Origin of the sequence: Nostoc sp. JL23 (assembly GCF_017115065.1) — a bacterium.
Classification (GTDB): domain Bacteria; phylum Cyanobacteriota; class Cyanobacteriia; order Cyanobacteriales; family Nostocaceae; genus Nostoc; species Nostoc punctiforme_A.
Genome location: NZ_JABXKN010000067.1, coordinates 115,819 through 140,903 on the forward strand (window position 1 = coordinate 115,819; position 25,085 = coordinate 140,903).

Annotated in this window: 17 protein-coding genes and 1 pseudogene; 4 read left to right on the plus strand and 14 right to left on the minus strand. The window is 42.4% G+C overall.

Annotation, left to right across the window (positions count from 1 at the left end):
- Positions 1–170: 170 nt before the first annotated feature.
- On the minus strand, positions 171–455 hold the full coding sequence (locus HWQ42_RS13810) for a hypothetical protein (RefSeq protein ID WP_292812869.1): 285 nt from the start codon (positions 453–455) through the stop codon (positions 171–173).
- A gap of 255 nt (positions 456–710) precedes the next feature.
- On the opposite strand from HWQ42_RS13810, the gene HWQ42_RS13815 reads away from it, so the two are divergent.
- Together HWQ42_RS13815 and HWQ42_RS13820 are read left to right on the plus strand one after the other, a co-directional pair.
- Positions 711–938: a helix-turn-helix transcriptional regulator gene (locus tag HWQ42_RS13815; protein WP_292741346.1), complete on the plus strand. Its 228-nt coding sequence runs from the start codon at positions 711–713 to the stop codon at positions 936–938.
- A 1-nt stretch (position 939) separates the two neighbouring features.
- On the plus strand, positions 940–3,993 hold the full coding sequence (locus HWQ42_RS13820; protein WP_292812870.1) for a PAS domain S-box protein: 3,054 nt from the start codon (positions 940–942) through the stop codon (positions 3,991–3,993).
- A 317-nt stretch (positions 3,994–4,310) separates the two neighbouring features.
- On the opposite strand, the gene HWQ42_RS13825 is transcribed toward HWQ42_RS13820, so the two are convergent.
- From HWQ42_RS13825 to HWQ42_RS13865, 9 genes and pseudogenes are all read right to left on the minus strand, one after another.
- Positions 4,311–5,351 (minus strand): aliphatic sulfonate ABC transporter substrate-binding protein, encoded by a 1,041-nt coding sequence (locus tag HWQ42_RS13825; RefSeq protein WP_292812872.1) that lies wholly within the window; start codon positions 5,349–5,351, stop codon positions 4,311–4,313.
- 213 nt (positions 5,352–5,564) lie between these two features.
- Complete coding sequence (locus tag HWQ42_RS13830; RefSeq protein ID WP_292812874.1) at positions 5,565–6,653, minus strand: sulfonate ABC transporter substrate-binding protein; 1,089 nt, start codon at positions 6,651–6,653, stop codon at positions 5,565–5,567.
- 538 nt (positions 6,654–7,191) lie between these two features.
- A pseudogene (locus HWQ42_RS13835) lies at positions 7,192–8,055 on the minus strand (TauD/TfdA dioxygenase family protein).
- 37 nt (positions 8,056–8,092) lie between these two features.
- Complete coding sequence (locus HWQ42_RS13840; protein WP_292741356.1) at positions 8,093–9,199, minus strand: aliphatic sulfonate ABC transporter substrate-binding protein; 1,107 nt, start codon at positions 9,197–9,199, stop codon at positions 8,093–8,095.
- Positions 9,200–9,360: 161 nt separating this feature from the next.
- Positions 9,361–10,362, minus strand: a complete 1,002-nt coding sequence (locus tag HWQ42_RS13845) for an aliphatic sulfonate ABC transporter substrate-binding protein (protein ID WP_292812876.1) — start codon at positions 10,360–10,362, stop codon at positions 9,361–9,363.
- A 529-nt stretch (positions 10,363–10,891) separates the two neighbouring features.
- Complete coding sequence (locus HWQ42_RS13850; protein ID WP_292813041.1) at positions 10,892–11,713, minus strand: class I SAM-dependent methyltransferase; 822 nt, start codon at positions 11,711–11,713, stop codon at positions 10,892–10,894.
- 107 nt (positions 11,714–11,820) lie between these two features.
- The gene (locus HWQ42_RS13855) at positions 11,821–13,002 is read right to left on the minus strand and encodes an acyl-CoA dehydrogenase family protein (RefSeq protein WP_292812878.1); all 1,182 of its coding nucleotides are present in this window, start codon (positions 13,000–13,002) and stop codon (positions 11,821–11,823) included.
- Between the two features lie 301 nt (positions 13,003–13,303).
- Entirely contained in the window at positions 13,304–14,785 is a 1,482-nt protein-coding gene (locus HWQ42_RS13860) for an amidohydrolase family protein (protein ID WP_292812880.1), read from the minus strand.
- A gap of 94 nt (positions 14,786–14,879) precedes the next feature.
- Entirely contained in the window at positions 14,880–16,367 is a 1,488-nt protein-coding gene (locus tag HWQ42_RS13865; RefSeq protein ID WP_292812882.1) for an amidohydrolase family protein, read from the minus strand.
- Positions 16,368–16,480: 113 nt separating this feature from the next.
- Between HWQ42_RS13865 and HWQ42_RS13870 the strand changes: the two genes are divergently transcribed.
- Positions 16,481–16,924 (plus strand): hypothetical protein, encoded by a 444-nt coding sequence (locus tag HWQ42_RS13870; protein ID WP_292812884.1) that lies wholly within the window; start codon positions 16,481–16,483, stop codon positions 16,922–16,924.
- Here HWQ42_RS13870 and HWQ42_RS13875 read toward each other — a convergent pair.
- From HWQ42_RS13875 to HWQ42_RS13890, 4 genes are all read right to left on the minus strand, one after another.
- Positions 16,895–17,947 (minus strand): ABC transporter substrate-binding protein, encoded by a 1,053-nt coding sequence (locus HWQ42_RS13875; protein WP_292812886.1) that lies wholly within the window; start codon positions 17,945–17,947, stop codon positions 16,895–16,897. The genes HWQ42_RS13870 and HWQ42_RS13875 overlap by 30 nt on opposite strands.
- A gap of 326 nt (positions 17,948–18,273) precedes the next feature.
- A complete protein-coding gene (locus tag HWQ42_RS13880) occupies positions 18,274–18,603 on the minus strand; it encodes a ferredoxin family protein (protein ID WP_104905538.1) in 330 nt (109 codons plus the stop codon).
- A complete protein-coding gene (locus tag HWQ42_RS13885; RefSeq protein ID WP_292812889.1) occupies positions 18,600–20,216 on the minus strand; it encodes an FAD-binding protein in 1,617 nt (538 codons plus the stop codon). The genes HWQ42_RS13880 and HWQ42_RS13885 overlap by 4 nt, the downstream gene beginning before the upstream one ends.
- A gap of 531 nt (positions 20,217–20,747) precedes the next feature.
- Positions 20,748–22,562 carry an iron uptake porin gene (locus tag HWQ42_RS13890; protein ID WP_292812891.1) on the minus strand — a complete coding sequence of 605 codons (1,815 nt, stop codon included), beginning with the start codon at positions 22,560–22,562 and terminating at the stop codon, positions 20,748–20,750.
- 1,347 nt (positions 22,563–23,909) lie between these two features.
- On the opposite strand from HWQ42_RS13890, the gene ssuD reads away from it, so the two are divergent.
- On the plus strand, positions 23,910–25,058 hold the full coding sequence (ssuD, locus tag HWQ42_RS13900) for an FMNH2-dependent alkanesulfonate monooxygenase (RefSeq protein WP_292812893.1): 1,149 nt from the start codon (positions 23,910–23,912) through the stop codon (positions 25,056–25,058).
- Positions 25,059–25,085: the final 27 nt, after the last annotated feature.

Consider the following 25,085-nt stretch of genomic DNA (forward strand, 5'->3'; position numbering starts at 1 on the left):
ATTGGGTAGATGTTGCAGGCGCAGAAGTCAATTTTCGGAATCTAGGTTAAAAGCTAGTTAACCTGAAGCTCCTATTAATGTAGCAATTTACTTGCTATTTAGAGACTTTGACGTATTCCTACTTTTAAAGCAAGCTTACGTCCAGCGTCAACCATAGAATCAGACAAGCACTAATCATCTGTTTGAGATGTTTGAATATCTTCAACAGAACTGGTAATTGGGAAAGAAATCGGATTAGTAGATGGAGTTAGTGAATCTAACTGAGGTTGTTCAAGTGATGCTTCAATGCTTGAATCATCAAAATAGGAACCAACAATTTTATCATAGTTAGAAGCAACAGCTAAAAAAGCGCCACCCAAAATATAGATAGGTAATGGCAGATTAAATTCTTGCAACCAGTCAAACAGTTCCGCTAAGGCAAACAGCACCAAAAAACAGGCAAGCCAAACCTTCATATCTTTATCCCCTGAATTGAAACAATTCTATTACTAGCTTAAATAGCTTGCATAATAGTTGATGTAATACATAATCACCAACTTACAAGAATGCAGAGGGGCAGAGGAGAAAAATGATTTTCGGTATAAGCCCCGCCCCTTATAGGCGATCTTCTTCCCATTGCTCCCCTGCCTCTTCTTATAACCTTAGATGGGTGCAGCTAGAGCTATAGCATCTGCTATATTGCATGAGAAAAATCAAAATATATTTAGCTTATGCCAGCAATCGAACAGCCAAGAATTGCACAGTTGGTTCGTGAAACTCGGCAACGTCTTAAATTGACACAGGTAAAACTGGCTATGATATTAGGGGTTTGCTTCCACACCATAAATCGATGGGAAAATCGACATACACAACCTTCGCCACTGGCGATGAAACAAATTGCAGAACTATTACAGCAGATGGGAGAACCCGGTGAGTCGCTTTTAGCCAAATACTTTTAAAATGAGTGAGAACCTGAAAGCTCAAGAGGTTACTGATTTGCAGCAATATTTGAGCGAACAGCAAGTTGCGCTGCGCGATAGTGAAGCACGCTACCGTTCACTGGCAGAGGCCAGCGCATCCATTGTCTGGAGGGCAGCACCTTGGGGCAATGTTGTTGATGATATTCCAACTTGGGAGGCCTTCACAGGGCAAAGTCTCGAACAATATAAAGGATGGGGTTGGATTGAGGCACTGCACCCAGAAGATCGTTCATCGATGGTGGAAATTTGGCAACAGGCGTTTCCTACACGCAGTGTTGCAGTTGCTGAGTATCGTGTTCTACGGCATGACGGCGAATACCGTTATATGAATATACGCGGTGTGCCGATACTCGATGAAATAGGCGAAATCCGCGAATGGGTGGGAATGTGCGTCGATATTACCGATCGCAAACAAGCTGAAGCCAAATTGCGCGACAGTGAGGCGTGTTTTCGGCTGCTGGCTGAAAATTCAACTGATATTATTTCCCGCCTTAGAGTAGATGGAATTATTCTGTACGTTTCACCAGCTTGCTACACAGTGCTGGGATATCAACCAGAGGAACTAGTTGGTCATCACAGCCAGGAGTTAGTTCACCCAGACGATTTGGCAGAGATTGCCAATAATTACCCAGTCAATGCCGATTTACCAGATATTTATACCATTACTCACCGTGCCCGTCACCAAGAGGGACATTATATCTGGTTGGAAACAACTATTCGAGCGATCCGCGATCGCCAAACTCAAGAAATTTTAGAAATGCAAGCGTCTTCGCGAGATATTACTAAGCGCAAACAGGTAGAAGAGGAGCAGCGTTTCTTAGCTGAGGCTAGTGGGATTTTGGCTGCATCATTAGACTACGAGACAACTCTAGCAGGTTTGACGCGTTTAGCAGTGCCGGAAATAGCTGATTGGTGCTTAGTTGATATTATTAGTGAGAATCAATTAGTTCGTCGGCTTGCAGCAGCCCATGCCAATCCAGCGAAACAAGAATTGGTAGAACAGTTACAAAATTATCCGCCTGATTTGGCACAAACAGCAGGTGTTGCGAAGGTAATACGGACGGGCAAATCACAAATTACTCATTTTGTTTCTGATGAACAGATGCAAGGGTTAACCCACAACGCCAGTCACTTCAAAATCCTGCAAGAACTAAATCCGACATCTGGCATGAGTGTACCGCTGATAGTTCGGGGACGGGTGTTGGGAGCGATGACTTTAGTCTCTTGTTCAGGTCGTCGCTACAACACCAAAAGCCTGATGTTAGCTGAGGAGTTGGCTTGTCGTGCTGCCGTAGCCGTTGATAATGCCCGACTCTACAGAGAAGCACAGCAATCTCAACAGGCCGCTTTACACGCAGCATCTCGCACTACCCGTCTGCAAGCGATTACCGCTGCACTTTCTGAATCTCTAACTCCGACACAAGTTGCTGAAGTAATTGTAGAGCAAGGTATGGCAGCATTGGGAGCTAGTTCTGTTTTTGTCGCCCTACTGACTCAAAGCGGCACTGAATTAGAAATTGTCCAAACTGTTGGCGGGCAAAAAGAAATAGTAGATTCCTGGCGTCGATTCTCGATTAATGCTTCTGCACCACTGGCAGAAGCAGTAAGAACTAAGCAGCCTATTTGGCAAGAGCCGACAACAGCGAGGATTGCTGGTTACGCAAATCTTGCCAAAGAATACGCTCAGTCCAACTATGGCGCTTGGATTTCGATTCCATTGATCATCGAGGGACGAGCTATAGGTGGAATGTCTCTAGCTTTTACCGAAATTCAGCAGTTTAATCAAGACGATCGAGCCTTTATGCTGGCACTAGCACAGCAGTGCGCTCAAGCGATGGAACGTGCCCGTTTATACGAGGCAGAGCAAACCGCCCGGAAAGCAGCAGAAAACGCCAACCGGATTAAAGACGAGTTTCTGGCAGTACTTTCTCATGAATTGCGCTCGCCACTCAACCCAATTTTAGGTTGGTCTAAGTTACTCCAAACCAAAAAACTTGATGAAAAGACGATTCCTCAAGCGCTGAAGACTATTGAGCGAAATGCGAAGTTACAGGCTCAACTAATTGAAGATTTACTGGATATCTCCCGGATTTTACAAGGTAAAATCAGCTTGAATATCTACCCAGTTGATCTGACATCTGTGATTTCGGCAGCAATGGAGACAGTGCGGCTATCAGCAGAAGCTAAATCAATAGAGATGCACATCAGCCTGGAACCAAATTTGGGACAAGTTTTGGGAGACTCCAACCGATTGCAGCAAATCGTTTGGAACTTGCTCTCAAATGCGGTTAAATTTACACCAGAAGGCGGACGGGTTGATATTCGACTATCATCATGTTCTAATGTTAACTCAGCACCCAGCACTCATAACTCAGCACTGATTCAAGTCAGCGACACAGGGAAAGGCATCGACCCTAATTTTCTGCCTTATGTGTTTGAATATTTTCGCCAAGAGAATAGCAGCACCACCAGAAAATTTGGTGGATTGGGGTTAGGATTAGCGATCGTTCGTCACTTAGTCGAACTGCATGGCGGCACAGTCCAGGTAGAAAGTGAGGGCGAAGATCGGGGGGCAACTTTTACTGTAAGATTACCGTTAATCCCAAATCAATTAGAGATTAAACAAGATAGTAGCAATTCTGAGCCATCTTCAAATTTGAATGGTGTGAAAATTTTAGTAGTGGATGATGATACAGATACGCGAGAATTTATTGTCTTCTTACTAGAGCAGTATGGGGCAAATGTGACAGCAGTAACATCAGCCAATGAAGCCTTAGCTACTTTAGCCCAATCCTTGCCAGATATACTTTTAAGTGATATTGGAATGCCAGAAGTGGATGGATGTATGTTTATGCGACAGTTGAGAACACTGCCAGCAGAGCAGGGAGGTCAAATTCGCGCGATCGCACTTACCGCCTATGCTGGAGAAATGAACGCTCAACAGGTACTAAGAGCCGGATTTAACAAGCATATTGCTAAACCAGTAGAGCCAAGCGAATTAATAGATGCGATCGCCAACTTAATCGCTGAATAAACCTGCCTCTACCTTCAGTTCTAAATCATATCTGTAAAAATATTTGCGATCGCTTGTTCCTTCCTCTGTTTTTGCTAATCCACCTACCATCCATCTCAATTAACCAGACAATAGGCTTAACAAGTTGGTTGAGCAACTTGTTAAGCCCCTTGTTAAAGTTAGGCAAACTTCTGCTACAGTGTATTAGTTACTTTCATCCAAATGCTGGAGAAATTAACGGAAAAAAATATTTTCAGCATGATTTCACAAGCATCTTGCCAAACCAATAGAGCCAGCCAAGTTAAAAGCTGAATAAATCTGCCTCTACCTGCTTACCGTTACTTGATATTGTCAGGAAGGATAGCCTTATATACTAGAGGAGCAAGAATTGCTTGTTTGACATCAATCTTAACCGGGATGATTCTTTCTTGAAAATAAAAATCAGCAACGCTCTGCTGTTCGGCAATGATAGCAGGTGTCAGTCTTCTCAATTTATAAGTACGACGGCTTGCCACCTTTTGTGCAACTGATGGATCTAATTTCTGTTCATCAACTAAAATTTTGGCATAATCGCTTGGGTTTTTTTCAGCCTGCTCACCTACCTTCTGTGCTTCCTCTAAAAACACTCGCACCAATTGCGGATTTTGGGTGATAAATCCCCGCCTGCCAATATAAAATCCACCAAGAGTGTTAATTCTTGCTGCATTTCTCAGAATCCGAATCGGGATATCTTTTTCCACAGCAGCTAAAAGGGGATCGCTACCCACCCAGGCGTCAGCTTTGTTTTGAATAAAGGCGTCACGGGCTTGAGGTGGAGTCAAAGCAACGACTTGAATATCGCTAACTTTTAACCCTACCTCTTTCAAAGCTTTCGCTAGTAAATACTGTGCATTAGAACCTACTTGAAAAGCAATTTTCTTGCCTTTAAGATCCGCTACTTTCTTAATGGGAGAATTAGCTTTCACTACAATACCTTGGTTGCTACCATCGCTGGGCGTGCGTCCAGTCAGATAGACAACTTCAGGAATGATACCTGGGCGTGCAGCTTGGTCAAATATTGGAGGTGTCTCTCCGACATTACCGATATCCACCTGGCCTTTATTCAGCGCATCTATCAATTGCGGCCCTGCTGCAAATGGCCCAACCCAATTCACGGTTACACCCAATGCTTTGAAACGCGGCTCAACAACTTTTTTGGATTTTACAAGATCGCCAGAACTTTGATAAGCTAAGTTAATTACTTTAGCATTTGGCAGCGCTTGGGTGGTTTGCACAAGGCTACCTGCAAAGGGAGATAATAAAGTAAACAGTCCCAATGCTGAATATTGGAAAATACGCTTTAAGGCTGTACGGCGTTGTGGTTGAAATGACTTGTTCATCAGTTATGATTTTCCTCGGAAGTTTTAGCTTTTAGGTTGTCAGTCTTACTTTCAAAAGCAAGTAAGATTATAGGAAGCTATGATTTAAACCTCCTAGAACACCAAATTATGGTGAAAAATTGAGATTATGCTAATTCAACAAATCTCCTAGTGCATTTAGTAAATTGGTATTCTAGTTTGTTTAAAAAAACAAACTTCATGTTTGATTATTCTCTACTTTTCACTTATCAGTGTCGGTGGAGTAATAGCTGCATATTCTTGAGGCGTGAGCAATGCTTCTTTAACATCAATCTTTTTGGGTAAGATTTTTTCGTTATAGAACAAATCAGCAACGCTTTGCTGGGCTTGCATTAGTTCTGGGGTAATTCCTCTTAAGCGATAAGTAGCACGGCTAGAAATTACTTCCTGAATGGGTAAATCAATTTTGAGTACAGGTGCTATGAGTTTGGCGACTTCTTTACGATTCGCTTCTGCCCATTGACCATTTTTATCAATTTCTTCTAAAATGATGCGAACTAATTCGGGATTTTCCTTAGCAAATTCTCGTGTTCCTACATAGTATCCGCCGGGAGTACCTATATTGGTTGCATCTCTCAGCACACGCGCACCGTGGAGTTTTTCTACCAAAGCTAAATGAGGATCGCCAGTTACCCAAACTGGAATAGTGCCCTGAATAAATGCACCACGGGCTTCGACATTGGGCATACTCAAAACTTGAATATCACTATATTTTAAACCTACTTCTTTTAAGGCTTGGATGATAAAATAGTGAGAAGCAGAACCTTTTTGAAAGACTACTTTTTGACCTTTGATATCAGCTAAAGTCTTAATTGGAGAACCTTTCGGAACTGCGATCGCACTACCTTTACCAGAATTAGGGCCAAGTCTTCTCCCAGCTAAGTAGATGATTTTTGCACCCGCAGCTTGGGCAAAGATCGGAGGCGTTTCTCCAACTGAGCCAATGTCAATTTTGCCCACATTCATCGCCTCCATAAGTTGTGGCCCTTGAGCAAATTGTGACCACTCTACTTTCAAGCCCAAAGGCTCCAAACGTTTTTCTAAAACTCCTCTGACTCTAACTAAATCACCAGAGCTTTGATATCCTATTCGCAGTAATTTTGTTTTAAAAGTTATAGTCTTAGCCCCTGCTGGTTCTGCTTTCGGTTCAGTTCCTGTATTTGTGTTAGATACAGTTGACGTACAACTGATTAAAGTAGTAGATAAAGCTACAAAACCAGGTATTACAAATAAGGCTATCTTACTGATTATTGTTGTCTTAGGTTTCACAAAATTATTAAACATTTTTGCACCTCAATTTTTAATTAACTACTGATATAAAAACATCAGCATACTCTTACAGAGAAGCAAGCTACGCGCAGCGTCTCGAAGAGAACGTCTTAGATATATGTTTATTCTCAATTTTATATTTTGCTTTTATAGGTTTAGTATTTAGGCTATGCTTATATACTATCTTTGTCTTGCTTGTTTTTGATTGTTGCGGCTTATTGATAGACAAAATGAGACTTTGCAAAAATTTGAAAAGTGCCATAATATTTTTTCTATTTAAATTTAATAATTTTCGTTGTAGCGCTTTTAATGAGTGCTATTAACTCTCAATTTCAGTTTAGATATTATCAAACTTAGTTTTAAAATAAAGTATTCATAAACACTTGTTTTAAAATAAAAAAGAAAGATTTTTATGATTTCTGTTTATCAGCATATACTATGATATTTAGACAAGTTTAATCAGTCAAGAATCTAGAATAACTCTTGACTCTTGACTGCCTTAAGAATATATAGAATCAAATGCCCATTAGCTTAATCTTCTGAGCTATAAATCCTAAAATGGACGACTACCTGCAAGGCTAACCCGCTTTAATACTCGTCGCTCATTTGGATCAAATGCTTGACGGTAATGCAAGGTAGCTTGATTATCCCAGTAGACAATATCACCAACTGACCATTTGTGTTCGTAGTAAAACTTGGGTTGAGTTAGATGTTGTCTCAACTGTTCAATCAGTTTAGATCCTTCTTCCGGCTCTAACCCGACAATTTCCACTTCTGTCGCAGCATCTAAGTAAAGATGCTTTTTACCACTTTCTGGATGTGTCCTAACTAAAGGATGGGGAAAGATCGGACTGATTAAAGGAATAGTTTTGTCTAAACGATACAAAGAGCGGGGTGCATTCCGATCTTGCAAAAATGGATTATAGGTAATTAACTACAAATCTGCAATCCGTTCTTTGGTGGCTTCATCTAATGCCTCATAGGCTAAATTGGTATTTAGCCAATAAGTATCTCCACCATGAGTTGGTATTTCCAACGCATAAAGAAGCGAACCACTAGATGGAGTAGGAGTCCATTTGTGATCGGAATGGAAAGTTAATTCTCCAGTACCAGTATAGCCACCATCGACATTGGAAATTGGAATCACTACCGGAGTTTCTCCTGGTTTAGAAGCCAATACTGGAGTTTCATCAGATGGTACAAAGAGTGCGCCAAAGTATAGAGAAAAGTTCAAAAGTTCTTTATCGGAGAGCTTTTGGTCTTTGAAGATTAAAATGTGGCGATCGCGCAGAGCTTCCTTAAGTTGTAATATGACTTCAGGTGCGATCGGTTGACTGGCATCCAGATCGGTAACTATGGCTCCCAAAGGAGCATCAATAGACCTAATTTTAACTTTGGTCAAAGTCGAGGTAGACATAATATTCTCCTATGTTTTAGTTTCTTCTTGGGGATGACTACTTATTCGCTAAAACCTCTGAAGGAGTAATTTTGGCGTATTCTTCGGGTGTCAAAAACCCGTCCTTAACATTCACCTTCTTGGGGATAAGCCCTAAGCTATACCACTTATCTGCAACTTCCTGTTGCTTAGTAATAGTTTTATCAGTGATTGGTAGCAACCCATAGTCATATTTTTTATGCATTATTTCTAGAGTTGGTGGATCTAGTTGAGTTACAGGAGCAAGTAGTTGTGCTACTTCTTTGGGATGATCCTTAGTCCAGATTTCTGCCTTTTCAAGTTCCTCTAGAAACACTTTGATAACATCAGGATGAGCCTGATAAAATTGGCGTGAAGTTGAATAAAAATTGCCAGTATCCCGTAACTTCCCACCATCGGCTAAAACACGAGCTATTTTATTTTGTACATTTCTGGTAGCGAATGGCTCCCAAATATACCAAGCATCCACTTTGTTCTGACTAAATGCCGCATTTGCATCTGGCGGCGCTAAAAAAACTGATTGGACATCGCTCAGTTTTAGTCCTGCATCTTCTAACGCTTTAACTAATAAGTAGTGGCCGATAGAAGCTTTCTGGAAAGCTACTTTTTTACCTTTCAAATCGGCAACACTTTTAATCGGAGAGTTGACAGGAACTAAAAGTGAAATAGCTTTACCACTGGGGCGTGTAGTAGCTAGATAAACAAGAGGCGCTCCGGCTGCTTGTGAAAATACAGGAGGCGATTCGGCTGTAGATGCGATATCCAGTCCATTGGCATTCAATGCTTCTAGCTGTTGTGGCCCAGCCGCAAACTCAGGCCACTGTACTTTAAAACCCAGAGGCTCTAATCGCTTTTCTAAGGAACCCTGTTTTTCTAAAACTGCTAAAGCAGAAAGTTGTTTTGAACGTACAATCCGTACTACTTGCTTCTCAGTTGACTTCTGTGTAGTGCTAGATGCAGCTACAGACTCAGGGGAAGCTGATGACTGCTGAGTGTTATTTTTGGCTTCACCACAACTCGATAAGACTGTCGATAGCATTAAGCAGTAGCCCAAAGCAAACAACAACGAACGACGCGTTGTTCTCTGGTTTTTCCTGAATTCAAACTTTCCTTTTAAAGCTGGCATGGGTTGTTATTTTTATTCCTCGATCGGTGGTTGAAACGATTATGATTAATTCCGAATGAAATAATCACAAGAACTCTCATAAGAAGAGAGAAGAGCTTGGTTAATCCTGAATTCTGTTAGCGCAGTGGGGCGTAGCCCATTCTGAATTCTCTTTTAATAAATCAACTTTTAGGTTTCCATACTGCATCTTTGATTTGAAAAGTTTTAGGAATCAGCTTTTGACTGTAGAAAAGTTCAACTACCTGCTGTTGTTCGGCGACAAATTCATCAGTTATATCAAATACCCCTAAGATCGGTCGCCTTTCTAAAGCCCATTTCCAGACTCCTGGTTCTTGTCTAGTTTGTGCTGCCAATAAATTAGCAACTTCATTGGGATTAGCTTTAGCCCATTCTTCTACTTTTCTTTGTTCTTCCAAAATTACCTTCACTAAGTCGGGGTGATTTTCAGCAAAATTGCGTGTAGCGATATAGTAGGCTCTTTGAGGAGCGACATCAGAACCTTTGGCTAAAACTCGTATTTCATTTGCTCGCTCTTTCCGAGCATAAAACGGATCGCTAGTAGGTAAAACATCAACCCTGGCACTTTCAAAAGCAACCTGACTTTCTGGAATAGTCAGGTAAACAGGTTGAATATCATTGAGAGTTAATCCGGCACTTGCTATAGCTTTCAAAAGCAAATATTGCAGAGCTGTTCCTTTTTGGATCGCAACTTTCTTACCCTTGAGTTCCGCAATAGTTTTGATTGGTGAATCCTTACGGACAATAACTGCTTGAGCGCCTGCGTTGGAACCAGTTGCAGCAACATAAACAATTGGATTATCACCAGCTTGAGCAAAAATCGGTGGTAGATTTCCAACGTTGCCAATATCAACACTGTTTGCGGCCATTGCTTCCATCATTGGCGGGCCGCCCCGAAATTCTATCCACTTGATAGCAATGCCATCAGCAGCAAAGCGCTTTTCCAAATAGCCCTGAGCTTTGAGTAGGTTCAAACCTGGTGTACCGCTTTGATGACCAATATTGATAACCTCTAATTTTTTTGAGCTTGCAATAGTTGGCTCAACTTGGGGACTATTGCTTTGAGTGCTTGGAGAGCTACAGCCTGTAACTAACAGAAAAGTCGTAAACGCCAGCAAAAAATAACGACCTATATTCGCAGGCAACCATGACTTTCTGTAGCTTATGAGCATGATTAAATGTAATTTCTTGAGGTAAGTGGATATTTTTAGTTTTGATTTTTTTAGACTGAATTTTATTGGTAATTCAGATTTAAAAAGTAGACAATTGGTTTTTCAAAATACGATAAATCCAAGACGCGATTTATCGCGTCTCTACAAGGAGATTGGGCTTATATGAATGTATTTGGTTATAGATACTCTGACCACTTTTATAAAAACCATTTTTATCATGTTTACGCGTCATGGAGAACATTTTTTTAATAAATAAAAATAATTTTTGGGATTTTTTTAAATAGAAAAGAGAGTGGGTATTACCCACCCTATAACGACTCGAGGAACTGAGAATTTAAGAGTTGAGAGGGAAAAATTTAGGAAGTGGAGTGAGTAGTGCCCACTCCATGAGGGTGCTAGTGGAAGATTTAAATTTGTGGCGTTTTGATTCTGACTCCTGTTAGCGCAGCGGGGCGTAGCCCATTCTGACTTCTGAATTCTTCTTCAATCGTGTTCAATTTTGCTAGTGCTTCCAAGCAACTAAAATTGTAGCTTTGAGTTCTTCTGTAAAATGTCCAGACGGCTCAACTGCTAGTAGCGCTTCTCTAAGATCCTTTTCAAATGCTGGAGCGTTATCGCCATAGAAAATTTTCAGAGAGAAAGCTGTAGTGTATAAATAGCCTAGATAGCTATCGACAGTCCAAGATTTTTCAAATGGCACTTCATAGGTTTCTTGACGAGCAAAAGCCGAATTGCCAATTACGACTTCATGGGGAGGATCGAGTGGTTTACGAGTGCCTTGTCCTCGTTGTCCAGTCCGGCGTTCTTCACCTAACCATTTCTTCACTACTCCAACAGCAGCTTGTTTCCAAGGTAGATTGCTTTCCCAAGGGTTATCACCAGTGTTAAGTAGTGCTAGTCCTCCATCATCAGTTAGCAATTCATAAAGGCGTTCAAGCACTAGTTCGCGTTCCATCCAGTGGAAGGCTCTACCAATAGTGGTTAACTTAAATTTCCCTAAACTAGAGTCGATTAACTCTGCTCCTTGTTCTAACCAAGTAATATTATTTGCTCCGATTGCTGCTGCTTGTCGTTTAGCTTCTGCAATCATTTCTGGATCGGGATCGATCGCAACAACTTCCTCAAATCTGGTTCGCAGAGGAATGGAAATTAATCCTGGTCCAGTACCTAAATCAAGGAGTCGTCCTTGACCATTGAGATTAAATATTTCGGCTAGTTTGTCGAATACAACCGATGGGTATTTGGTTCTATATTGAGCGTAGCCCTCAGCAGCTCCCTCAAATAAACTTGGGTCGTAGGTAGGAAGTGTTTTTAGTTGAGTCATATCAATTTTAGATTGTTGGGTATTGGGCATTGGGCATGGGACATTGGGATGGGGCATTGGGCATGGGGCATTGGTTATTCCCCTTGTCTCCTTTATCACCCTTTTCTCTAAGAATATTGGGTGATTACGGGTAGTTGATCGTTAAGTACCCAATTGCCGATCGCACGCAATTTGTAATCCACAGGATCGTGCAGGGTAAAGGTTCGCAAGTCCCGCCAGTAACGGTCAAATCCATATTTAGTTGCAGTGGCGCGAGTTCCGGTAACTTCAAAGATGCGGTTGGTTATATCTATACCTACACGGGTAGCTAATGCCTTGGCTGCGGAAACTGCGATCGCTACTTCTCCCCTTTCTTGATGAGTCAGCGCTACATCCTTTTCCCAGGCTGCTTGTACTTTCTCGGCTGCTTGGTCGGCTAGAGCGATCGCAGCTTGAATTTCAAGCCAAAAATCTCCGTAATGATGCAGAATATATGGGTCTTGAGTCGCACTATCTACCCCTGATGTAATCCACGGTTTAGTAGTAGTTTTAGTATATTCACGAGCAGCAACGAAGGCTCCTTTAGTAATTCCTAGATAAACGTTAGTTTTTGTTAGCTGGGCAATAATACCAAGAAAAGTTGAGAAGGCACTATCATGGGGATTTGGTGGCCCCAAAATCTCATCTTTTTCTACTAAGACATTGTTAAATGTATAACTACTGCTATCAGTGCGACGTTGCCCAATATTATCCCAATCTTGATTAGAAACTAACCCTTCTCTATCTTTGGGAATTATAAATATGAAGGGTAATTCTACACCATCTTCTAAAGCGGAGAATACCCGATAATCTGCAACGGAAATACCTGTACCAAAGCTTTTAACACCATTAACCCGAAAATTCTCACCTTCTGGGTTAATTTTCAGCCTAGTATCCTTTGTATTGATAGCATTTGCCCAAAATAAGTTATTTTTAGCAGTTTCTCTATAATATTTTTCTTTTTGAGCTGGTGTGCCGGAAACGTGACCCAAAGCCGTCAAATTGAGATGATTACCATATAACTGACCAATTGAACCATCTACTTTTGATAGTTTTCTAACAATTTTTAAGGCATCAATCCAAGTTGCACCAATACCACCATATTGCTTAGGTACAATCAGCGGTAATAAACCACTTTCACGTAGTTTATTAATTTCCTCTTCTGGAACTCCAGCTTTAGCATCTCGTTCAACTGCGGATTGAGCAAGTTCCTTGGATAGAGAAGTTGCTAAGTCAATGTAATCCTTTGGTTTTGTAATATCTAGTACCATAATCAACAAATCATCCTTTTAGGGATTTCCAACCACCAAATTATCCAAATAAACGAACCACAGAGACGCAGAGAACGCAGAGGGACGAGAAATAAAGAGGATTTTTGCATCAGTTTTAGGATATTTTTTCAACTCTCATTTCTCCGTGTCCTCTGCGCCTCTGCGGTTCGTTATTTAAGAGAAATGTAGGGTGGGCAAGGCCCACCTACAAGTGAACAGAGGAAATGGAACATGGAACGTTGCAATTGTCCTTTGTCATTAGTCCTTTGTCCTTTGCATAATGACTAATGACAAATGACAGTTATTTCTTAGCCGCCAAATATTCGTTTGCGGCTTTCTCAACACCTGTACCCTTGAAGAAGTCTTGATTGAGACTGGTATACAACTCCAAGGGATGGATTGAGAGGAAGTAGCGGAGGTCTTCTTCGGTAATGATTTCGCGTTCTGCCATTGAGTAGGCGTTGGCAGTAACGGCAGTAATATCTGGCACATCCCAGTGACCGGAATCGGAACCCAAGAAGGCTTTAACGCGATCGCCAAAAGGATTAGCTGCACGATTAAAGGCTTGACTGACACGGGTATCGTCTGATTCCGTACCGAAGTAGAAATGATTCAAGAAGCGATCACGCACATCTTCTGGCTTCTCAATTCCTGCTAGTTCAAATTCGTCGAGTTCCCCTGGATCTTCTGGAGCCAATAATTGATGGTGGAATCCTAAACCGTCACCAATTTTATCTAAGCGTCCATCTACCAGTTCGCCACCGTAACGAGTGTACAACTCTACAAGTGCTTCCTTATCGATAATCGCAGGATTGTTATTTGACAACAAATGTTGTTTATTACGCGTTTCCCAATGCCAAATAATATCAGCGTATAGACTAGCACCCCAAGCTGAACCACCTTCTAAGAAGGCAAACTTTAATTGTGGGAAGCGGCGGGTAACTCCACCAAAGAACAGCGATTTGCATAATGCTTCTGCTGCAAAGGCAAAGTGATTAATGTGATTGTACTGGGCGTTGGTGACAGAACGCTGAGTTGTCCAACCTTGGCTAGAAGCGTGAGTTGTGGGCACAACTTTCAGTTCTACGCACTTAGCCCAGAATGGATCGTAATCATACTCACTATCTAAGCCAAAGTTATCAATCCAAACCACTTCGTTAGCCACTTCTTTGCCATATTTCTCAAAGGCGGGAATTGGACGACGGACGTAACCAGGAATTTGAATTGCTTTGAGTCCCAGAACATTCACTGCATATTCCAATTCTTCAATCCCTTCTTCGGGAGTGTGCAAGGGAATTGCCGCAATGGGTGTTAAGCGATCGCTATAAGGGCGGAAAATATCAGCATGATAGGTGTTAACTGCCCGACAAACAGCCCGCCGCATTTCTTCGTTGCCGATATTTGGGGCCATTGTTGCTAAGTTGGGGTACACAACGGCAAAGTCTGTACCTGCTTCTTGTAAGCGTTCGTGCAGCAACTTGGGCAAGCTAATGGTAGCCAAATTCAAAGTATTTTTTGTGGGACGACCCCACCAGTTAGGGCGATTGGTGCGATAAGCAAAACGTTCTTCCCAACTTTGCTTGTACCACTTAAAACGAGAAGATCCTGGTAAATTTTCTTTGAAACGTTCGACAAGTGCAGTTCCACCAACTTGTTCTAAATAATCTAAGACTGCTGGTTCAAATTCTTGGGTATGTACATCGGTGTCAATAATCGGATAACCAAGTTTTTCCCGAATTTGAGCAGACCTGGTTTTTTGTGGACGGTCTAGAGCAATCGTCATGATATTTTACCCTCATCAAATTGTTTATAGACATTGGCAAAGACGCGATAAATCGCCGTCTCTACAAATGATTGATTCTTGTAGAGACGACGATTTATCGCGTCTCTTTCCCAGCCAAAAATTCATCTGCTGTTTTCTCCACAGCCGTACCTTTGAAGAAGTCACGATTGAGGCTGGTGTACAACTCCAAGGGATGAATTGACAGGAAGTATTGCAAATCTTCTTCGGTGATAATTTTGCGTTCTACCATTGAATAGGTATTAGCAGCGATCGCAGTAATATCCGGTACGTCCCAATGACCGGAATCGGAACCCAAGAATGCTTTAACGCGATCGCCATAAGGGTTAGCTTTCCGGTTAAAGGCTTGAGCTACACGGGTATCATCTGATTCTGTCCCGAAGTAGAAGTGATTCAAAAAGCGATCGCGGATATCCTCTGGCTTGGTAACTCCTGCAACGGCGAATTCATCCAAATCACCTGGTTCTAGGGGAGATAATAACTCAGCGTGGAAACCTAAACCGCTACCTAACTGATCCAAACGACCATGTACTAATTCACCACCATAGCGGGTATATAGTTCTAGCAATTCTTCGCGATCAATATTGGCGGGATTGTTATTTTCCACCAAATGGTCTTTATTGCGGGTATCCCAATGCCAAATCAAATCGGTGTACAAACTAGCACCCCAAGCTGCACCTCCTTCTAAGAAAGCAAACTTGAGTGTGGGGAAGCGGTGAGTTACGCCACCAAAGAACAGAGATTTACATAGTGCTTCCGCAGCCGATGCAAAGTGACCAATATGGTTGTATTGGTAATTGCTAATCGAACGCCGATTTATCCAGCCCATACCGGAGGAGTGGGTGGTGGGTACAACTTTCAGTTCTACGCACTTCGCCCAGAAGGGATCGTAATCATATTTGCTATCCAAGCCAAAGGTGTCAATCCAGATGGCTTCGTTGGCTACTTCTTCGCCATACTTCTCGAAGGCGGGAATGGGGCGGCGTATATGTCCGGGGATTTGAATTGCTTTGAGTCCCAGCACTTTCACCGCATATTCCAACTCTTCAATCGCCTCTTCGGGCGTATTCATTGGGATCGCAGCAATGGGTGTTAAGCGATCGCTATAAGGACGGAAAATATCAGCGTGGTAAGTATTAGCTGCCCGACAAACAGCCCGCCGCATTTCTTCGTGACCGATGTGTGGGGCCATCGTTGCCAAGTTGGGGTACACAACGGCAAAGTCTGTACCAGCTTCTTGTAAGCGTTCGTGTAATAACTTTGGCAAACTAATGGTAGCCAAATTTAGGGGATCATTGGTGGGACGAGTCCAGAAGGGAGGGCGGGCGGTGCGGTTAGCACGACGTTCTTCCCAAGATTGTTTAAACCATTTAGAGCGAGATGCACCGGGTAAGTGTTCTTGAAAACGCTCTGCGATCGCAGTTCCAGCAACTTGCTCTAAATAGTCTAAGAATGCTGGGGGAAATTCTTGAGTATGTACATCAGTATCAATGATCGGATAACCAAGTTTTTCGCGGATTTGAGCAGACTTGGTTTTATGTGGACGGTCTAGTGCAATAGTCATGGCCATTTTACCTAGATTTTCAAATGTATTGGTCAAGAGGGAAGCGGAAAGTTTACAGGACTTACGCAAAATAATGGAAAAACGAACCGCAAAGGCGCAAAGGACACGAAGGAATGAGAGTTTTAGAGAGTTATTGCGTAAATCCTAAGTTTATAAGTCTGGAAGTTGAGCCTTTGAGCTTGGAAGTTGAACCTCTGAGCTTGGAAGTTGAGCCTTTGAGCTTGGAAGTTGAGCCTCTGAACCTGGAAGTTGCACCTTTGAGCTTGGGAGTTACACCTTTGAGCTTGGAAGTTACACCTTTGAGCTTGGAAGTTGAGCCTTTAAGCCTGGAAGTTGCACCTTTAAGCCTGGAAGTTGCACCTTTGAACCTGGAAGTTGCACCTTTGAACCTGGGAGTTGCACTTTTGAGCCTGAATGTTGCTCTTTTAAAAGACTTAATTACAGAAATTTGTTTTTCTTGCTCAGAAAAGTTACTGATTTCTGCCTCCTCATCTTCCTCATCTCCCCCACTCCCTACTCCCCATTTCCTATTTTTCTTCAGCAACCCAGTCTGTTAATTTAAAGTCCGACTTTGCTAAACCCTGCGAGACTAAAAATTTCTTTGTTCCCTCTAAAAGTTTCACTCCCTCGGCTGGTAATGGTTCTTCTGATACCTGTTTGAGTGGGAACGATACTTTTATAATATCGATGGGATATTTAGTAGTTTGAGCATGATACTGATAATATTCTTCAGAATTAGCTTTTAAATCCTTCGCTGCTTCTGTGAGAATTGCATTAAATTTCTGTGGGAAATTAGGCTGTTTTGCCAAAAAACTTTCAGTTGCTACAACTAATGATGTCCCTGAAAGACCTTTATGATTCGCAGAAGAATCAATCACTGGAAACCCTTGTGATTTCAGAAAAGGCCCCAGATCGCTTGAAGTTGCATAAGCTGCTACATCACCACGTTCTAAAGCCGCTTTTGCCTCAGTAGTCATCAAGTGAACAACTTTTACATCCTTGGCAATTTTAGCTTCAGCTAATAGACCCAACAGGTATCGGTGCATATAAGAGCCTTTTTGGGTAGCTATTTTTTGACCCTTAAGTTCAGCAAGCGATCGCGCACCATTCTTTTTCGCTACTAACCAGGCGGTTGTATTAAATTGGCTGATCCGCAACAGTCGGGTTTCCTGACCTCTAGCTTTCAAAACTATCGCTGGTGTATCGCCTAAAGAACCAACATCTAATTGTCCGGCGACAAGCGCCTCATTTAGATCCGGCCCGTTAGGAAATCGAGCAAAAGTAATGTTTTTAAATCCTGCTTTTTGCAACTCGCGTTCTAATATTCCCTTTTTCTTTGCCCAACCAAGTGCCCCTGTAGGTTCTGAACTACCTACATAACCTATACGCAGCGTAGAAATATTATTGGATGCAGCAACAGTGTTATTGACATTAATAGCCTCAATAGATTGAGCAGATTTAGTTTCGCCTTGGCTACATGCTGTAGTTACTAGCAGTAGGACACAAGCCACTGAGGTTGATAATCTGGAAGTAAATTTATTTTTACTGATAGAACCTGTTACTACTTTGAACGACAGCATGACTTTTTTCTCCGCTGTACTATACGCCGTGTGAAAACTTTCTCTTAGACCTAACCCCCAACCCCTTCCCTACAAGGGAAGGGGAGCAGGAATCAAAGCCTCTCTCCCTGTGGGGGCTGTGGTGTATACACAAGTCTGAAATACTTGATGAATCTGGATTTTACCCCACCCTAACTCTCCCCTTGAAAAGGGGAGGGAACTAGATTTCCTATTTCCCCCCTTTACAAGGGGGGATTAAGGGGGGTAATTCGAGTTGTGTAACACCGTAGCCCTGTAGGGGAGAGGAATGGAGGTAAGGTTCTAAGAATAAGTTGCACATCGCGTTACTATTTCATCTGCTTCAGAATTTGGAATGTTTGATCCGCTTTTGCTGTTGAAGTGCGTTTATGCCCCCAACCAATATTTTCCCGGTAACTACCCAGTAACCCAACTTCTGCCAATTCTGCCTCATTGACTGAAGTCGTCACATCGCTTTCTGGTGCGACATAAAGGGCATCAACTGGACAATACAATTCGCACATATAACAGGTTTGGCAGTCACTCTGTCGGGCAATGGTTGGCGGCGCATTAGGTACTCTATCAAACACGTTAGTTGGACAAATATTCACGCAGATATTACATTCTATGCACCGCGACTCGCTGACCAACTCAATCACACTGCTGCTCCTATTTTGGATAAAGGCTTTTCTGTATTTAGCGGCTGACTCTTCACCCAAACCTGATCTAATCCGCCACTAATTAAGTGATGTTGCTGGTTAGCATCAAGTTCTGGATAGTCTTGATGTTTGTGCATACCACGAGTTTCTTTACGTTCAATGGCACTGCTATACATCCATCGCGCCGTGGCTACCATTGCCGTAGCTTCTCGTGCCCGGATTAGCTCTTTCTCTGATGTTACCTGGCTGCTGCGGAGTTCTTGCCAAAGATGATTAAGCTTACCCAAAGACTCTGTTAAGCCTTGTTCTGTACGGAAATAGTTCTTTTCGTAAGGGAATACTTCAGCTTGAACTGCCTGAATAATTTCATCAGTCGCTAAGGAGCGATCGCTCCCACTTTGTAATCCTACCTCTCCAACACCCTTAACATGGCGTTGAGTTTTGTATTCTCCCAAACTGCGGCTATATTCAGCAGCCGATTTCCCTGACCAATAGCCAGAAGATATTGCCCAAGCCGCGTTATGGCTACCACCGCCAGTAAATCCGCCACAAATCAGTTCCCGTGTAGCGGCATCTCCTGCTGCATAAAGTCCCCGTACAGAACTGGCACAAGTCTCATCGACAATCCGAATTCCTCCCGTACCGCGCACAGTTCCTTCTAGGCGCAGAGTCACAGGGAAACGTTGAGTAAATGGATCTATACCTGCACGGTCAAACGGTAAAAAGAAGTTGGGCTGTGCTAAACGCATAGATGGCCGCATCGATTCCGCCGCTTTGTCTATGATGGCGTAAACTGGCTGTTGCAGTAATGTCTGGGCAATTATTGACCGTCTATGAGAACTTGCCCCTGGAATTACAGTACCGTCTTCGTAGGTGAAAGTCGCCCAATTATAAAACAGGGTTTTGGTAACTGAAGAAAAGGCGGGAGAGATGCCGTAAGCATTGGAGAATTCCATACCTGACATCTCGGCTCCTGCTTCTGCCGCCATCAGATAACCATCCCCCGTCAGGACGTTGCATCCTAACGCTTTACTGAGAAACGCACAGCCACCAGTTGCGATAATTGTGGACTGCGATCGCACTATCCATTTCTCACCAGTCTGACGGTTCACACCTGTTGCACCAGCAACAGCTCCATCGTCATCAACCAGTAATTCTAAGGCGGGACTATTGTCTAAAATCTTGACTCCAGCACGTTGAATTTGCCGCCGCATCAGCCGCATATACTCAGGACCTTGCAGCGATCGCCGATAGGGTTTGCCTTCATCGTCGGTAGGGAAGGGATAACCCCACTCTGCTAACTGATTAACGTTTGCATAAGTCTGATTCAGTACCCGATCCATCCAATTGCGATCGGCTAAAAACCCACCCAACGATTCCCGACTCGCCTTTGCAGTTTCCCGTGCTTCTGGATCGGGTGGTACATACCATACACCATTTCCAGATGCAGCAGCACATCCAGTTGTGCCACAATATCCTTTATCTACAAGGATCGCTCTAGCTCCATTTGATGCAGCACTCCATGCCGCCCAAGTTCCCGCTGGCCCACCTCCAATCACAAGCACATCTGCTTCTAAGTCGAGTTCAAAATCGTTTGTTAACGTCTTCAGCATCTACCATTTCCCCCCATCTATAAAGTCTTAAGCATCAAGTTTTCGCCCCATCCATGCTGCAAAATAAATATTTAAAAATCTAGAAATTATGAATCCCTTAATACAGGTTCTCACTTGCTTGATACCACGTAAATACTTTATCTTGATCGGTAAACCGTAGTTTAAAGTATAGATAAAGCTTTTCACAGTTTTCGACAAAAAGCAAGCATTTTACCGAACAACTTTAAATGTAAATTTATGTAAAATCAATTGAGTTATCTTCCTCAAGAACTTGCTTTTTACCGTCTTTTGTGTTTTTGTCCAATTTTTATTCACAAAATACTTAATTTCAATAAGCTTACCGTAGTTAAATAAAATTTTCTAATCGGTTTTGTCTAGATAGTAGAGACGCAAAATGGGATTGGGCTTTGTCTTGCGGCGCTAATGTGTCTCTACTTGCGAGTGAAGCCGCTCCCTTAAGACTCAAGAATCCCCGGACTTTTGATTAAAAGAGTATAAGCAAAGTTTAATCAGTCCGGGGAGTGTCAAAGGTTAAAACCTAAAAACAGTACGAACCCAAGCAAATAAACTATCAGGATTGCTGGCATCCGAATCAGGTGCAGTAATCCAGATCAAACCTGGCGTAACCTCAATATGATCTCCGATTTTATATTGGTAGAATGCCTCAACGTGCAGAGAAGTATCTCTGTCCGCTTGTCCTAGACCTTTTCCCAAATTTACATTATTACTAAGACTGATGAGTTTTGGCTCCATACCAACTAAAATCCCCCCTAAAGCACCTTCACTAAAAAGATCCGGGAATGCCAGTCCTACGGCCCAATCCATAGCTTCAGCATCTCCACGTCCTAAATAACGGTGTACCCCATAACTTACCCAGGCATTGATTGCCAACTTGGAATTAACTTGATAGAACGCCTGTAGTCCATAAAGGTTGCCTAGAGTTGCTACTCCAGGCACGGTGCTGTTTACCAGGTTACTCCCGACTGCTGGCCCGAAATTTGTTCCACTAAAACCTAGAGTATTTGGTGGGCTATAGGTATTAACGTAAGTTGCAGCCACCCGAAAATTCTTATTAGCGGAGTAGTATATTAACTGTGCTAAAGCTAAATATCTGCCTGTAAATAAGCCGTTATTAGTTGTGGGATTACCACCATTTGGTGCGCTGTACGCTATCCCGAATTGAACCTGTTTGCCTAATCCCTGGAGTATAGCAATTCCAGGGCCACTATCTCCATAGTTATAGACCAAAGACCGCCGTGAAAATCGTGAAATCCCATTAGCACCAGTCGCAGAAGACGATTCAAAATATGGGTTAATGGGGCCAGAAAGACCTATCTCACTAGCTCCATCGGACAAGGGATAAATGTTGACTTGGGTATTTGGAAAAGGTAGAAACCGATAACGGACACCACTGAGAATAATAGTGTTGCGTGCAAAAGTAATACTGGAGTTATCAGCAGTTCTCCCCTCATAAGTTCCCAATAATCCAGCTCTTGTTTGTCCCAGTGATTCAATATTTCCACCTCCTATTGTTATACCTAACGAATCTTTACCGTTAAAACTGGTGTTTAACCGTAAAGTCGTTGAACCTTGAAGTGTGGCATTGTGAGGTGCTGGTCTCTTGGTGACGACGTTATTGCCTGCTATAACTTCGCCAAGGACAATCTGAGATCGACCTATAAGTTTGGTTGTGGTTGTAAACTGAGTTGATTCTAATTTCGCATTTCGTGCTTCCAGGCTATCTACGCGTCCCCGAAGTTGGGCGAGTTCTGGAGAAAATTGTTCTTGTAATTTTTTGATGGTATCCAAGTCTTCGCGTTTGACTAAATCTGTTGTCGAAGTCGCTATTAGTTCATTGAGGCGATCTAAAGCTGCATTCAACCCAGCGGCAAATTCATAGCGTGTTAGGGAGCGATCGCCTTTAAATGTACCATCTGTATATCCTGCAATTACACCGTAGCGCTCAACTAGAGACTGTAATGCTTGAAATGCCCAATCTGTAGGCTTAATATCTGATAGTTGCGAGACGGATGTCACTTGCCCTGCTCCATTATTTGGAGCTTTTTGGTTAGTCGGCGGTGCAACTTGCAACAATTGCGAGACAGGTGTCACTCGATCTCGGAGATCGTTTGGAGCTTTTTTAAGAGTGACTGGTGCAACTGAAGTATCTACTGTTTGATTGACAACTGCTTCTGGAGCTTTGTTCTTTTCTACTTCAATAGTAGATAGATCAGATTTAGGTAATTCAGCCTGGCTTTTGGCTGGATGAATTACCAGGATAGCTAGAATATCTAGCACCGAAAGCAGAAACACTATGGATCTATAATTCCAGCGAAATTTCGACATGACTCCTTAACTCCTCAACCTTAAAGATGAATAAATTAGCCCTTGATTGAGACTAAAAGACAAGACAAATCATTGCTCTAATGTTTCTAGCAAACGATTAGAACATAGCTCCACCAAAGCTTTAGCCGCTGAAACAAGCACAAAATTCTGATAAATATCGAAATCGGTACTAAGTAGTTGAATGTCCAATTCAAAATTCGCAGCCAATTAGGAATTTTGACGTTTAAAAAAATCCTAAAAACGTCTGGAATCAGACAATAACTGCTTTAGCAAAGACTTCTCTACTTTTAAGGGAAACTCAACCACACACTATATGAACTAACACTTCTGAGACATCATAAAATCCGTTTTTTGGGTTATGCTGTACAAAGTTCACCAATGGCTACTGACATCGACTCAAGCTTGATTTAGATTCAAGTGATTATTTGCCAATTAACATTAATTGAAAACACTATTTTCTAATCAGCTATATTTTGACAGCATCAATTGTTAGCTAAGTACGATACTTCTATCGACTTGCCGTACATTTGTAGGATTATCTTTGCATAGAGCTTGGTACAATGCAAGACCTAGTACTTTTTCTTCGTAGATGCGCCCTATATATTCGCCTCAAATGCCAACACTGAACTAACTGCACAGATCCGAGGCAGAAAATTGCCATCAAAATAATCGTAAACCCGGTTAAAGGCGAATAGCGGACAAAGAGACGCCGATACAAGACTAAGCTGTTAAGTACTTAATTTACACGTTGAGATCGCAGGGGAGCAGGGGAGAGGGTTTGAAGTTCTTACCCACAATTTAAATTGTGCAACTTGTATGCACAACAGCTTAATAAAGCTTTCGCTGCTACTAAGCCTAAGTAGGTTGATAACCAGGGTGGCACTATTGAAAAGGACACTACACTAGATAATTGATAGCAAGAGCTAAGGATTTGCTAAAAGTGTATTTAACTTCCCCAACCAAACGGGGGTTGCGCTCAAACCGAATTGCTGTTTGCTGAAAGCCAACCCAAGAACACAGAGATCGTAACCTTTATCCAAACACAGACTTAGAAAGTGCAAGTTAGCAAGGTTTCTGTCGATGAAACTAGAAGTGAACACTTCAAAGTTGCAAAAATGTTGGTAATTGACATAAAACTTGTATTCTTCACGACAGCTATTGTTGCAAAAAAAGTGTCATGATTATTGGGATTGTGCGTGAAAACGTCAATCTTGTGGGCAGTTATTCTTTATGAATCGTTAATTTATCACTGGCGTTTTAAATAATTTCCTGTAAAATGCTGACTATAAACTCCGGTAATTCGATCGATCTGCCGTAGGATATATACTTGTACCCTGTCTGACACAAATGCAAATTCTTTGGTTTATTCCTACTGGATCTCATGACGGACGCTATTTAGGCACAGATATTGGCTCTCGTGTTGTCACACCTGATTATTTACAACAAATTGCCCAAGCTGTGGATAGTCTAGGCTATACGGGCGCATTGTTACCCACAGGAAGTTCTTGCGAAGATGCTTGGATAACTGCCGCCGCTTTCATATCTGTCACCAAGCAGATGAAATTTCTGGTGGCAATTCGTCCAGGGATTACTTCCCCAGGTGCTGCTGCACGGATGGCAGCAACATTTGACCGAATTTCTAAAGGAAGATTGTTGATTAATGTGGTGACAGGCGGAGATACGGTGCAGCTGGCTGGGGATGGCTTGCATCTTAGTCATGACGATCGCTATGATTTAACCGATGAATTTCTCAGAGTTTGGCGGGGTATCGTCAGTGGGGAAACAGTCGATTTTAAAGGAAAATACCTGGATATTAAAGGTGGTAAGCTCTTATTTCCACCAGTTCAAAAACCCTATCCACCTTTGTGGTTTGGTGGCTCATCTGCTGCCGCCAAGCGGGTTGCTGCTAAACATATAGATGTTTACCTGACTTGGGGTGAACCTCCACAACAAGTGGCCCAAAAGATTACCGAAGTTAGGAAATTGGCAGCTGAACAGGGCAGAACAGTCCGTTTTGGGATTCGCTTGCATGTAATTGTGCGAGAAACCGAGTCAGCTGCTTGGGATGCAGCCAATGAGCTAATTAAGTATGTGGATGAGGATGCGATCGCTAAAGCTCAGAAAGACTTAGCTCAATCTGATTCTGAAGGACAGCGGCGTATGAGTCAACTACATAGTGGTAGTCGAGAAGTTTTAGAGATTAGCCCCAACCTCTGGACAGGAATTGGATTGGTGCGAGGTGGTGCTGGTACGGCCTTAGTTGGAGATCCTGACACCGTTGCCGCTAGGATGCTGGAATATCGCAATTTGGGGATAGAAACATTCGTTTTCTCTGGATATCCCCATTTAGAAGAAGCGTATCGCACCGCTGAATTATTATTTCCCCGCCTACCTTTGCAAAGCGAACCTACACCTTTAACACCACCAGTCTTGAGTTCTGTTGGCGAAATCGTCGTCAATGAAAAATTTGCGAAACAACTCACAAGTGCTTCATGACCTAATAATTAGTAATTAGTAATTAGT